The organism is Clostridium sp. chh4-2, assembly GCF_002899675.1.
In the GTDB taxonomy this organism is placed as follows: domain Bacteria; phylum Bacillota; class Clostridia; order Lachnospirales; family Lachnospiraceae; genus CHH4-2.
On record NZ_PKUU01000045.1, the window covers coordinates 1 to 12,061 of the forward strand.

General features: G+C 48.3%; 11 protein-coding genes and 1 other RNA gene. 10 read left to right on the forward strand and 2 right to left on the reverse strand.

The window, feature by feature from the left end; translation table 11 throughout:
- Positions 1-136: 136 nt before the first annotated feature.
- Positions 137-862 (reverse strand): glucosamine-6-phosphate deaminase, encoded by a 726-nt coding sequence (nagB, locus tag C0033_RS26465; RefSeq protein WP_103230859.1) that lies wholly within the window; start codon positions 860-862, stop codon positions 137-139.
- 119 nt (positions 863-981) lie between these two features.
- Between nagB and C0033_RS27560 the strand changes: the two genes are divergently transcribed.
- Complete coding sequence (locus tag C0033_RS27560) at positions 982-2,934, forward strand: DUF6128 domain-containing protein (protein WP_242984605.1); 1,953 nt, start codon at positions 982-984, stop codon at positions 2,932-2,934.
- A 62-nt stretch (positions 2,935-2,996) separates the two neighbouring features.
- Here C0033_RS27560 and C0033_RS26480 read toward each other — a convergent pair whose 3' ends face one another.
- Positions 2,997-3,689, reverse strand: coding sequence for an anaerobic ribonucleoside-triphosphate reductase activating protein (locus C0033_RS26480; RefSeq protein WP_103230860.1), 693 nt, complete (start codon positions 3,687-3,689; stop codon positions 2,997-2,999).
- A 74-nt stretch (positions 3,690-3,763) separates the two neighbouring features.
- Between C0033_RS26480 and tadA the strand changes: the two genes are divergently transcribed.
- The 9 genes from tadA (at position 3,764) to C0033_RS26525 (ending at position 11,859) form a co-directional block, all read left to right on the forward strand.
- Positions 3,764-4,225, forward strand: coding sequence for a tRNA adenosine(34) deaminase TadA (tadA, locus tag C0033_RS26485; RefSeq protein WP_103230861.1), 462 nt, complete (start codon positions 3,764-3,766; stop codon positions 4,223-4,225).
- Between the two features lie 102 nt (positions 4,226-4,327).
- Positions 4,328-4,589: signal recognition particle sRNA large type (gene ffs / locus C0033_RS26490), an RNA gene on the forward strand.
- A 217-nt stretch (positions 4,590-4,806) separates the two neighbouring features.
- The gene (locus C0033_RS26495; protein WP_103230862.1) at positions 4,807-5,478 is read left to right on the forward strand and encodes a MarR family transcriptional regulator; all 672 of its coding nucleotides are present in this window, start codon (positions 4,807-4,809) and stop codon (positions 5,476-5,478) included.
- 71 nt (positions 5,479-5,549) lie between these two features.
- Positions 5,550-6,197, forward strand: coding sequence for a TMEM175 family protein (locus C0033_RS26500; protein ID WP_103230863.1), 648 nt, complete (start codon positions 5,550-5,552; stop codon positions 6,195-6,197).
- A 196-nt stretch (positions 6,198-6,393) separates the two neighbouring features.
- Positions 6,394-7,134: a 5-formyltetrahydrofolate cyclo-ligase gene (locus tag C0033_RS26505; protein ID WP_242984606.1), complete on the forward strand. Its 741-nt coding sequence runs from the start codon at positions 6,394-6,396 to the stop codon at positions 7,132-7,134.
- A 15-nt stretch (positions 7,135-7,149) separates the two neighbouring features.
- Entirely contained in the window at positions 7,150-8,682 is a 1,533-nt protein-coding gene (locus tag C0033_RS26510; protein WP_103230865.1) for an ABC transporter ATP-binding protein, read from the forward strand.
- A complete protein-coding gene (locus C0033_RS26515; RefSeq protein WP_103230866.1) occupies positions 8,669-9,742 on the forward strand; it encodes an ABC transporter permease in 1,074 nt (357 codons plus the stop codon). The genes C0033_RS26510 and C0033_RS26515 overlap by 14 nt, the downstream gene beginning before the upstream one ends.
- 1 nt (position 9,743) lies before the next feature.
- Entirely contained in the window at positions 9,744-10,685 is a 942-nt protein-coding gene (locus tag C0033_RS26520; protein WP_103230867.1) for an ABC transporter permease, read from the forward strand.
- A 64-nt stretch (positions 10,686-10,749) separates the two neighbouring features.
- Positions 10,750-11,859: a BMP family protein gene (locus C0033_RS26525; RefSeq protein ID WP_103230868.1), complete on the forward strand. Its 1,110-nt coding sequence runs from the start codon at positions 10,750-10,752 to the stop codon at positions 11,857-11,859.
- Positions 11,860-12,061 lie beyond the last annotated feature (202 nt).

Below are 12,061 nucleotides of genomic sequence, written 5' to 3' on the forward strand. Positions count from 1 at the left end.
GGAACTGATGAGGGATAGGGGATCGTTTGCAGACCCTTAGTACCTCTTAGGGTCGAAACTCGAATCCCCTATCCCTCATCAGTTCCGCCGCCCGCCCAGGTTCCCCTTCTTTCCGGCGTACCTTAGCTAAAAAAATTTACATCTTAGACATTGCCGCTTCGTCAGCCACTACGATTACATCGTTATGTAACTGAAGAATTGAAGCAGGAACCTTAGGAGTAATCGGTCCTGTCAGTACTTCGCGGAGAATCTCAGCTTTGTCTTCGCCGCTGACAACCAGCAGAATCTTCTTAGCCTGCATAATGGTCTTGATTCCCATGGTGTATGCCTGACGCGGAACGTCGTTGATATCGGCGAAGAAACGTTTATTCGCTTCAATTGTGCTTTCCTGAAGGTCTACGCAGTGTGTGGTTTTTGCGAAAGAATCATCCGGTTCGTTAAAACCGATGTGTCCATTGTGTCCTAATCCTAAAAGCTGAAGATCGGCTCCGCCCAGACTGTTGATTACGTCATCGTAGCGGGAGCATTCTTTATCGCTGTCAGGCTCTGTTCCGTCCGGAACATTTGTATTTTCAAGTTTAATGTTGATGTGCTTAAAAAGATTATTGTACATAAAATAGTAATAGCTCTGATCGTTGTCTTTGGAGAGCCCCTTATACTCATCCAAATTCACGGATTTCACTTCTGAAAAATCCAGATCGCCCTTGTTGTACCAGTCGATTAACTGTTTGTAGGTTCCGATTGGCGTGGAGCCGGTTGCGAGGCCTAAAACACAGTCTGGTTTCATAATCACTTGTGCAGAGATCACATTAGCTGCTTTTCTGCTCATCTCCTGGTAATCTTTCACTTTGTAAACTTTCATTATGATTCCCCTCCGAAAAAATGAAAAAAATTTTTATTGAGTAACAAAGATAGGATAACATTTTTATATCATAATTTCAATGGGTATTCGCATAAAATATTAAGCAAAGGGGTGAGTGCATGTCTAATTATAGAAGATTGATATCCTACATCTATGCCTATGAGGGCGGTGTAAAAGGAAAAAATATCGGATTCGCAAAACTTGAAGCCAGAAATGGCCAGTGCAGAATCAGCGTAAATGTAAAAAAAGTGTATGTAGGCGGTAATGACCTTGGCGTGTATTTGTTATCAGGAAATTCGGAAATCCTGCTGGGAAAAATATTTATCAGAAATGGAGCCGGTGAATTCAGGACGACAGTACCGGCCTCCAATATCGGCGGCTCCGGATGTACATTGGAAGAATGCTTCGGACTCACGATTCACGATGTGGAAAGCGCCTGGCAGTGCTATACAACGATCTGGGAGGACGCAGTGGCCCATGCCGCCGAGCTGGAACTGGCTGAAGTGACTTCGGAAAACCAGCGTGAAAAAGAACCGGACGGAGGAAATGTGACGGCAGGCCAGATCACGGCAGAAATTGAAGCAGAAGTAGAAAAACAGCCGCAAGAGGATCAAAAAGTGGAAATGAGTCAGTCCCAGTCAGAAGAGGGAGATTTGCCGGAGACCCGGGAACAGGAAAATCCTTCAGCCGAAGCGGATGAACATCAGAACGCCCAAAGCCAAAACTTAAATACCCAGGCAGGAACAGGAGACGGCCGTGGTTACCGCCCCCGGTACCAAAGCCAGACGGAACCGGATTGGGGGCAGATATCCCAAAATCAGTTCTATGATTCGAAGCGGGTATCCGAACGGAATACATATGCACATCCGCGCTATCAATCGGAATTTCAACGTCCGCAGGAACCACAGTTTCCGCCCGGATGCCAGTCCCGGCCGCAGGCGCAGCAGGAATCGCAGTCCCGGCCGCAGGCACAGCCGGAATCGCAGTTTCGGCCGCAGGTGCAGCCAGAACCGCAGTCCCGGTCTCAGCGTCAGCCGGAACCACAGATGTGGCAGCGCCGCCCGCCGGAGATGCGGTGGGAGAATCAGCCGTCTGCCTATATGGAAAACCAGCCGGATATCCAGCAAGGAGCCGGAGCGCGGTCAAAGCTTGGAATGCAGCCGGAGATGCAGATGGGAATGAGGCCGGAGTATCAGCCGGAAACTCAGCCAGTCAGTCAGCCGGATCGGTCGATCGGGGCGGAACATAGACGAGAAGAATCGAAATGGCCTGAGACGGAGCCGGGAATGGGGCCGGCGGCAGGTATGCAGCCAGAGTCAGATATGATTCCAGCGGAAGGTATGCAGCCAGAACCGGATATGATACCAGCGCCAGGTATGCAGCCAGAGCCGGATATGATTCCAGCGCCAGGCATGCAGTCAGAGCCGGATATGATTTCAGCGCCAAGTACGGAACCAGAGCCGAATATGACCCCGGAACCAGGCATGCACCCAGAATCCGGTATGAAACGAGCTTCAGATATGAATCAGGAACCAGATATAAATCAGGCACCAGGCATAGAACCGGAACAAAACATAGAACAACAACCAGTCATAAACCAACAACCAACCCTGGATCAGCAACCAGAACCGGAACCGGCGCCCTTCCCGGGCCACCCGGAAGATTTAGAAAGGCTGGATGAAGAGGAGGAGATTGAGAACAATCCCCGCCAGATTTGGCCTATTTTTAGAAAAACATATCCCAAAATTGATGCTTTCGACTATGAAAAAGGATGTGAGGTTTTGACCATCAAACCACAGGATATCGGCCTTCTGCCCCGGGAAATCTGGGTTTATGGCAATAACAGCTTTTTGCTTCACGGCTATTACAATTACCGTTATCTGATTCTGGCAAAGCTGAATAATCCTCAGGGCCAGCCAAGATATCTGCTGGGCGTACCGGGACACTATTACAGCAATGAAAAATACATGGCGTCCATGTTTGGATTCTCCAATTTTGTGCTGTCAAAGAATCAGCCTTTGCAGGACGGCCGTTTCGGCTACTGGTATACCGATATCCGCCTGGATACATAACCTGGATACAATAAAAATGCTTCTCCTGATTCCGAATCGGGAGAAGCAAAAAAATGCTATGATTAATCAACACCGCGAAGCTCAGTATTTGGAATATGAGGAAGCAGGATCTGACGAAAATGCATCAGTTCCTCTTTCGTACAGCCCGTAAAACCAGGCTGTAAAACCTGATCGGAATCCACATAATTCTGGAGGAAATAGGCCCGGCAGCCGTGAATCCATCTGCCGATCTGAATAAAATCCTCCTCATGGTGAAGTTCCCTTACCACAGTTGTCCGGAATTCATAGTCAATGCTGCCGTGCATCAGGAAATCGATACTTTTTTCAATCTCACCGATTGGAAGCGATTCCGCGCCAGCGGTCAGCCCGTAATGTTCCACGCTGTTTTTGATATCCATGGCAACGTAATCGATCAGCCCATTTTCACAAAGGCGTTTAAGCACATCGGGACGGCTTCCGTTGGTATCCAGTTTAATCAGATAACCAAGATCGCGTATTTTAAGGATCAGGGATTCCAAATCCCCGGAAAGGGTAGGTTCGCCGCCTGTGATGCAGACGCCCTCCAGTATATTTACCCGTTTTTTAAGAAACACCATAAGTTCTTCTTCGGTATAAAGCGCTTCGGCATCATTTCCCAACAGGTCTTTGTTATGGCAGAAGGGACATCGGAAGTTGCAGCCGCCTAAAAAAATGGTGGCGGCCAGATGTCCGGGGTAGTCGAGTAACGTCGTTTTTTGTAAACCGCATATTTTCATCAATCATCATTTCCATTTCTTAATATAATAGTGTATAATAGTATAACACTTTTTAAAGACAAGAGGAATAAGACATGACCATAGATGAAAAATATATGAAAGAAGCCATAAGGCAGGCGAAAAAGGCGGCCGCGTTGGGCGAGGTGCCCATCGGCTGTATCATAGTATATGAAGAAAAAATCATTGCCCGCGGTTATAACCGGCGGATTATTGATAAGAATGTGCTCTCCCATGCGGAGATCATAGCCATTAAAAAAGCCTGTAAAAAGATGGGCGACTGGCGGTTAGAGGGATGTACCATGTATGTGACCATGGAACCATGCCCCATGTGCGCAGGAGCCATTGTCCAGGCCAGGATTCCAAGTGTGGTGATCGGCTGCATGAACCCCAAAGCCGGCTGCGCCGGTTCCGTTCTGGACATGCTTCACGAGGACGGCTTCAATCACCAGGTGGAAACGCAGACAGGAATCCTGGGCGAAGAGTGTTCCCAGATGCTCAAATCTTTCTTTAAAGAGCTGCGTAAAAAAGGACGTTAGGACGAAACAACCTTGACAAATATCACTGGGCAAGGTATACTAAACAAGCTGAACTTTTAGATGTTTCATAAAGGTTCGGCGGCCAAAATAGTCATAAAGTTTCCGTGCAGCCGGGGAGATAGCGGTGCCCTGTACCTGCAATCCGCTCTAGCAGGGGTGATGCTTTGCCTCGGATATGCTACTGTAGAGCTGCCTTTGGTAAGTGGCGATGACGTTTGGGTCTTACGCAACAGAAATTCATGAACCGTGTCAGGGCAGGAATGCAGCAGCACTAAGTGGAACCTTCTGTGTGCCGTGAGGCAGCCTGGACTGAGTTAACTGCCAGAGTAACGTTTATGGTAGGTATACAAAGCAAAGCGCACGGATTTAATAATATAATAACTTTGAATTTACAGCGCGGGAATCCGGTGAGAATCGGGATTCCCGCGCTTTTTTTAATAGTCAGAACGGTTTTCATTTTCTGTGAGAAAATAATAAGGCACCTTACTATATTGACAAAACGGCATATCTGCGCTATATTATAAAAGTAAGGTACCTTATTAATTCGCAAAGTTGGGCAATACAGAAAGGTTGTGATAGTAATGACAAAGACAAATAATGATTTGCTGTTTGAAAAATTAGGTGAGCTGATGCATTGGCAGCGCCGCCAGATGTTTGGCGGCGTGGAAGAGGCGCATAGAAGGCATTTTGGCTCGATGAACGACGTGGAAGAAACGCATGGAAGACATTTTGGACCAATGAGCGGCGGAGAAGAAGCACAGGGAGAGCATTTCGGAGCCATGCGCCGTCCGGAAGGGCGCGCTGGTTTTCGCAGGGGCCAGGGAGGCGGAAGGCCGCCGTTTGATACCACGGACAGAGGTATGAACATGCACGAAAGACATCATCATGGATTTGGAAGAGAAGGGATGGCGGACCGCCGCCCGTCCATGGCCCGTGAACGTTTGCTGCGCATGATCGGTGAGGAAGAAGGAATCAGTCAGAAGCAATTGGCCCATCGTTTCGGAATCCGCCCCCAGTCCTTATCGGAACTGCTGGGCAAACTGGAAAAAGACGGTTATATAGCCCGCCGTCAGAATGAAAACGATAAAAGAGAAATTTTGGTATATCTGACGGATCAGGGAAGAATACGTTCCGAAGAAGTGGAGAAGGAGCGTTCCGATAGGATGGAACAGATGTTTTCCGCTTTAACTGAGGAGGAAAAGGAAACGCTGATCACTCTTCTTAACAAGCTTTTGCCGGAAACTGATGATTGACGTTTTCAGACAGCACATGAAAAGTTATAAGTTCCAGGCACATTTATATTGTGCAGAGAGGAGGTGTTGGGATGAAAGTCGCTGTTTCCCGTTTAGAAGGTTTTTCTGATGCGCTGATCGCTATCATTATGACGTTAATGGTATTGGAGATCCATGTTCCACAGTATATGACAGGAGCCGGGCTTCTGGAGTTCCTGAAATCGATTTTGATATATGGAGCCAGCTTTATCGTCGTAGGAAGCCAATGGACCCGCCATCACCGGATGCTGGATCAGATAGGATTCGTATCCGAAAATTTTGTATGGATGAATTTGATGGAACTGTTTTTCCTGTCCCTCATTCCCCTTTTTATGAAATGGCTGCTCTGCTTTCCCTCCGGAGTGATACCGGCGATGGCCTATGCGGCGGTCTATCTGCTTGGAGACTTTGGAATGCGGATTTTATTTATGATTTTGATGAATGATAATAAAGAAATGGAGCTCATAAAGACGATTGAAACGCGCAGAGAAAAGCTGTCCCTTCTGCACGGCGGCCTGATGGTGCTGTGCTTAGGAAGTATTTTCGCACTTTCTGCGCTTCTCCCGGAAATATCTATCGTGTGTTTTATCATTCTTCCGGCAGCCCTGTCTTTGAGAAATCTATTTGTGACAGATGACCGCAAAATGAAAAGATGGCCGAATCAGAGGAACAATGTAAGGCGGTTGGGGTATCATCAATGATGTAAAATTTAAAAGATAAAAAATGCCAAAACAGACAGAAAAAAGAGAAATGCTGCTTTTTAACCGCATTTAATGCGTGTTTTAAAGGCAGCATTCTTTTTTGTGTCGATTTTTGTTGACAAATGGCGAAAAGAATATTAGTTTATATAATAAGCATAGCTAATATATCGGTTCAAAGGAGAAAGGAAAAATAATAATGGATGCAAAAGTAGCAAGGGTAAAAATTTGGGAGGAATTATTAAAGGTAGCAAGGCCGGATTCAAAATTCAGCTGGCAGTTTTCAGAGTTTATCGCCGATTATGTGGGAAGCGATAAAGGCGCCGAGCTTTTGACGGCTACAGACATGTATAAAAATGCCAAAGTGATCTTCATCACACCGGACAATAACTTGGAAAAACTCCGCGAGATCGCTTTCCGTGATAAAAAGACAGTTGTTATGACAAACTATGGAATCACCAGAGGATTTTTCTTAATCCGCCCGGAATTTATTCCGGAGGGAAAAGAAGAAGTCGCTTCTCTGCTGGACGGCGTATCACGCTACTGGAAGCATCAGACCCTGGAGCAGTTAAAAGAATCCGTAGGCCATATTGATATGCTGGTGACCGGCGCTTCCGCCATCACTCCAAGCGGAATCCGTTTCGGCAAAGGCCACGGCTATTTCGACCTGGAATGGGCGATGCTTTACACCATGGGCATCGTGGACGAGTCCTCCATAATTGTGGGCGCAGGCCATGACTGCCAGGTGGTTGACGTGGACGTAACCGTGGAAGAATACGATACGGCGATTGACTTTATCGTAACACCAACCAGAATCATTGAGACACGCCACGAATTCCCAAGACCTACGAAAGGCATTATCTGGTGCCGTCTGGCTCCCGGTATGAGAGAGCAGATTCCGCCGGTACAGGAACTCTGGTGCAAAGTGCATTGCAAATAAGCAGGGAGACAGTCGATGAGTACAAATGTACCTTTGTTGGAACTAAAGGGAATTACAAAGACATTTGGCAGCTTTACTGCCAATGAAGATATTAATTTGACGGTTTATCCCGGCGAAGTTCACGCCCTTTTGGGGGAGAACGGGGCCGGAAAGAGCACGCTGATGAACGTGATCTACGGCATCTACAAACCCGACAGGGGCAGTATCCATCTGAATGGAAAACAGGTGAAGATCCAATCGCCGAAAGACGCCCTTCGTCATGGTGTCGGCATGGTCCATCAGCATTTCATGCTGGTAAATGTGTTCTCAGCCATTGAAAATATCTATCTGATGGGAGAAGAGCGGGGGCTTTCCTTTATCAGAAAAAAAGATGTGGAGACAAAACTGGAAGATTTGAAGTCCAAATACGGAATTGATGTGGACATTCACAGTCCGGTGGAGCAGCTGAGCATTGGAATGCAGCAGAAGGTGGAGATTCTGAAGCTGCTGTACACCGGGGCTGACGTCCTCATTTTCGACGAGCCCACAGCGGTTCTGCTTCCGCAGGAGTGCGACGGCCTGTTCGAGATCATAGAAAATCTGGTAAATGAGGGAAAAGGCGTCATTTTCATCAGTCATAAGCTGGATGAAGTGTTAAAGATCAGCAACCGGATCACCGTTCTCACCAAAGGGCGTGTGACGGGACAGATCGATACCGGAGACGCGGACAAAGAGATCATCGTCCGCATGATGGTAGGCGAAGATGTGGAGATCCCGGATCTGGAAAAGACCCATATAAAAAAAGAAGGCAAAACCCCTGTGCTCCGGGTGGAAAATGTGCAGGCCAAGGACGACAGAGGCGTGAAAACCCTGAATGGAGTTTCCCTTTCCGTCTATCCCGGCGAAGTTGTGGGAATCGCCAGCGTAGAAGGCAATGGCCAGACGGAACTGGCGGAAGTGATGGCCGGAGTCAGAAAAGCCATACAGGGCAAAGTCATGATCGAGGAGCAGGAGGTTCCCACCAAATCTGCCAAGGTGTTCATTGACAAAAGCATCGCATATGTGCCCGCTGACCGGAACTATACGGGCAGCGTGCCGGATTTCCCGCTCTATGAAAACTGGATTTTAAGAAACAGAAAGCCGCCTAAGAGAGGGCCGCTGCTGGATTACAGAAAGATCCGGGTTCAGGCGGCGTCCGCCATGCAGGACTACGATGTGAGGGCCAGGAGCATATACGACAGAAGCGCCAATTTATCAGGCGGAAACCTGCAGAAATTCATTTTGGCCCGGGCTCTTGGAAAACGCCCGAAAGCATTGATCTGCGCTTATCCCACAAGGGGTCTTGATATCAAAGCGACCTGGTTTATACGGGAAAAGATTTTAGAGGCCAGAAAAGAAGGGATGGGAGTTCTGCTCCTGTCCGGCGATTTTGAAGAGCTGTTCGCCCTCTCTGACCGGATTGTGGTTTTGTACCGGGGTAAGGTGGTCGGAGAGGTGCTGCCGGAAGAGACTTCCGTCAGAGAAGTGGGCATGATGATGATGGGGGTGACGGCAGATGAAACTCATTGATTCCATTCATGAAAAGGATATTGTCAGCAAGTGTCTGATTATACTGGCCGCCGTGCTGGCCGCACTGGCCATCGGAGCCATTTTTATCAGCATTTTGCAGGTCAATCCTTTTGAAGCATATTATTACCTGCTGATCCGGCCGTTTCGGAATTTCAGAAGTATCGGCGAGATTTCCATCAAGCTGGTGCCGATCCTGATTGTGGGAATCGGCGTATCCTTTACGTTTCAGGCGAAATTAAGCAACCTGGGCGGAGAGGGACAGATCTGTCTGGGCGCTATCGGCATGACCATAGTGGGAACTTCCCCGCTGGCAGCAGCCCTTGGGCCGTGGTGGATTCCTGTGGGAATGATTGTGGCCGCTCTGTTCGGGGCGTTTTGGGCCGGAATCGCAGGATTTTTCAAGACACAGTTTAAAGCGAGTGAGATTATCACCACTCTGCTTTTGAATTACATAGCGGTGCAGTTTTTAAGCTACTGCGTTTACTATCCCCTTCGCGATCCTAAGGGAAATATCCCTCAGTCGGCCAAAGTGGCCTCCACCCTTCCGAAGCTGGTGGAGGGTTCCCGGATGAATGCGGGAATTATTGTGGCGCTGGCCTGTGTGGTGGTTTATTGGATCGTGATCAGGAAAACGAATTTCGGATACCGTTTAAGAGTTCTGGGCGGCAGCATTAAAGCCGCGGCCTTCGGCGGAATCAGCCGGAAAAAATATTACCTGCTGGCCATGCTGCTGAGCGGAGCATTTGCAGGCCTTGCAGGTTCCATCGAGATTGCGGGAACGCAGACCCGGCTTTTGGAAGGTCTGGCAGGTTCTTACGGTTTCGACGGAGTGGTGGCGGCCCTTTTAGGCATGCTGCATCCGGTTGGAGTTTTAGTCTCTTCCATACTGCTGGCGGCCCTGTCCTCAGGCGCGGAAACCATGCAGGTTAAAACCGGAGTATCCTCCCTGTTCTTAAATGTGCTGGAAGCGTTAATCGTTCTATTCATTCTGCTGGGATTCAGCTTTTTCGGTTCAGGTAAGAAGGCCAAGGCGTCCGGCAGGGAAAAGGAGAAGAAATAATATGAATGAGATTTTTACAGCAGCATTCTTAGTTCCTCTTTTTGCCGCCGGCATCAGAATGAGCGTACCGCTGATCTTTGGTTCTGTGGGAGATGTGGTTTCCGAGAGAACCGGGGTGATGAATATCGGCCTGGAAGGCGAGATGTTAATCAGTGCACTGATTTCATTTATGGCGGCATATACGTCGGGAAGCCTGTTTATAGGGATTCTGGCCGGAGGTCTGGCCGGCATGTGCGGAGCGCTGATGATCGGTTTCTGGGGAGTCAGCAGGAAACAGGACCAGTCGGTCGTGGGCATTATGTTCAACATCTTCGCCCTGGGCTTTACAAACTTTTTATACCGGGCTGTATACGGCATCCGGACCGATAAGGTGAAAGTGGACATTTTAAAAAATATAGAAGTACCCGGTTTATCCAGGATTCCATATCTGGGAGACATCCTGTTTAAACACAATATTTTAGTCTATATCGCGTTAATCGCAGCGGTTATCGTCTGGGTGGTGATGAAATTCACAAAACTTGGCCTGCAGATCGATGCGGCCGGTGAAAACCCCAAGGCTGCGGCCGCAGCCGGAATCGACGTGGTGAAAATGAGATACGGCGGCTATATGTTCAGCGGATTTATGGCCGGAATCGGAGGCGCATTTTTATCCTGCGGCATCGTGGGAAGCTATACGGAGAACATGTCTTCCGGCCGTGGATTCATCTGCCTGGCCATCACCATTCTGGCTCGTTGGAATCCGATTTTCGCCATTTTTGCCGCATTTTTATTCGGTACGGTGGAAGCGCTTCAGTTAAGGCTTCAGGCGCTGGGATCATCCCTGCCTTACCAGTTCTTTGTGGCGCTGCCATATTTGGTAACACTGCTGAGCCTGGTGATCTTTGGCCGCAATATCCATGCACCGGGATATCTGGGACAGTCCTATGACAAAGAAAGCCGTTAGATTTTACGTAAATTCTGTTCTGTAACACAGAACTGAACTATAAAAGGAAGAAAGAGGAGAAATTATGAAGAAGATGAAATGTGTAGTATCCCTTTTGTGCTGTGCAGCTATGACTGCGGCTCTGATGACGGGATGCGCAAAAACGGAAACTAAGACAACAGAAGCAGCTTCAAAAGCGGAGAGCGCAGAGACAACTGCAACTGCCGGCAAGGAAGAAACTTCTAAAGAAGCGGCTGAAAGCAAAACAGAGGAAAAGGCAAAAGCCGGAACCGTAACAAAGATCGCCATCCTGCTTCCCGGATTTATCACAGACAAGTCATGGAACCAGGGCGCTTATGAAGGCTTAAAAGAACTGGAATCCCAGGGATATGAAATCGCTTATACAGAGGATGTACAGGCAGCAGATATGGAATCCACATTCAGAAGCTACTGCGAAGAAGGATATGAATTTGTAATCGGCCACGGCGTACAGTACGGCGACGCCTGCGTTCGTGTGGCAGAGGACTTCCCGGAATGCTATTTCTTCATCACAGGAAACCCGCCGGAAGGTGAAAACCCATCCAACATCGCATTCTATGACTACAAGGAATACGAAGGCGCATATGTATGCGGAGCTTTAGCGGCATACCAGAGTGAAACCGGCGTCATCGGCTACATCGGCGGCGGCGACAACAGCACACAGGCTTCCGATAAAAATGCTTTCGTAGAAGGAGCAAAAGCAGCAGTTCCTGATATCGAGGTAAAAACAGTTATCACAGGTACCTTTAACGATTCTTCCAAAGGAAAAGAGACAGCTCTTGCCATGATCGAACAGGGCGTAGACGTAATCCTTCAGACATGTGACGAAACAGGCCTTGGCGCATTTGAAGCATGTGAAGAAAAGGGCGTTTACTGCATCGGCTACACCTCAGATCAGGGATCTTTAGTAAAAGATGACTTATGCTTAACCTCTCTTCTGGTAAGCATCCCAACCATGATCACATCCCAGATCGATATCATCGAAGCCGGAGAATTCGGCGGATTGGAAAATCCGGGCCTGAAAGAGGGCGTAATCGGAATCGCTCCTTACAGCAGCAAGGTATCCGCAGAAACCGCAGAAAAAGCAGATGCGATCAAGCAGAAGATCATCGACGGAGAGATTGTAATCACACCAAATTATAATAGTGCAGAATAAAAATTAATTTTGATGAGCATCGCAAATTGTTATTTAACGGGGGTGGCGGAAGGGTACGCCCGGAATCGAGAGGCGGGGAAGGGAGAGGCGGTCTTTACGGGAACCCGGACGGGGGAAGAATGAAAAAAGGCCAATTGGGATTCGGGATTCGCCCCTAAGTGATACTAAGACCCGCAAGTACAGAAAGAGACAGGATCGCGCC

What these genes read in the sequence shown, in the direction of transcription:
- C0033_RS26510 (WP_103230865.1), top strand. Translation starts at nt 7,150, where the DNA reads ATGAGTACAAATGTACCTTTGTTGGAACTAAAGGGAATTACAAAGACA.
- tadA (WP_103230861.1), top strand. Translation starts at nt 3,764, where the DNA reads ATGACCATAGATGAAAAATATATGAAAGAAGCCATAAGGCAGGCGAAA.
- C0033_RS26500 (WP_103230863.1), top strand. Translation starts at nt 5,550, where the DNA reads ATGAAAGTCGCTGTTTCCCGTTTAGAAGGTTTTTCTGATGCGCTGATC.
- C0033_RS26515 (WP_103230866.1), top strand. Translation starts at nt 8,669, where the DNA reads ATGAAACTCATTGATTCCATTCATGAAAAGGATATTGTCAGCAAGTGT.
- C0033_RS26520 (WP_103230867.1), top strand. Translation starts at nt 9,744, where the DNA reads ATGAATGAGATTTTTACAGCAGCATTCTTAGTTCCTCTTTTTGCCGCC.
- C0033_RS26480 (WP_103230860.1), bottom strand. Translation starts at nt 3,689, where the DNA reads ATGAAAATATGCGGTTTACAAAAAACGACGTTACTCGACTACCCCGGA.
- C0033_RS26525 (WP_103230868.1), top strand. Translation starts at nt 10,750, where the DNA reads ATGAAGAAGATGAAATGTGTAGTATCCCTTTTGTGCTGTGCAGCTATG.
- C0033_RS26505 (WP_242984606.1), top strand. Translation starts at nt 6,394, where the DNA reads ATGGATGCAAAAGTAGCAAGGGTAAAAATTTGGGAGGAATTATTAAAG.
- C0033_RS26495 (WP_103230862.1), top strand. Translation starts at nt 4,807, where the DNA reads ATGACAAAGACAAATAATGATTTGCTGTTTGAAAAATTAGGTGAGCTG.
- C0033_RS27560 (WP_242984605.1), top strand. Translation starts at nt 982, where the DNA reads ATGTCTAATTATAGAAGATTGATATCCTACATCTATGCCTATGAGGGC.
- nagB (WP_103230859.1), bottom strand. Translation starts at nt 862, where the DNA reads ATGAAAGTTTACAAAGTGAAAGATTACCAGGAGATGAGCAGAAAAGCA.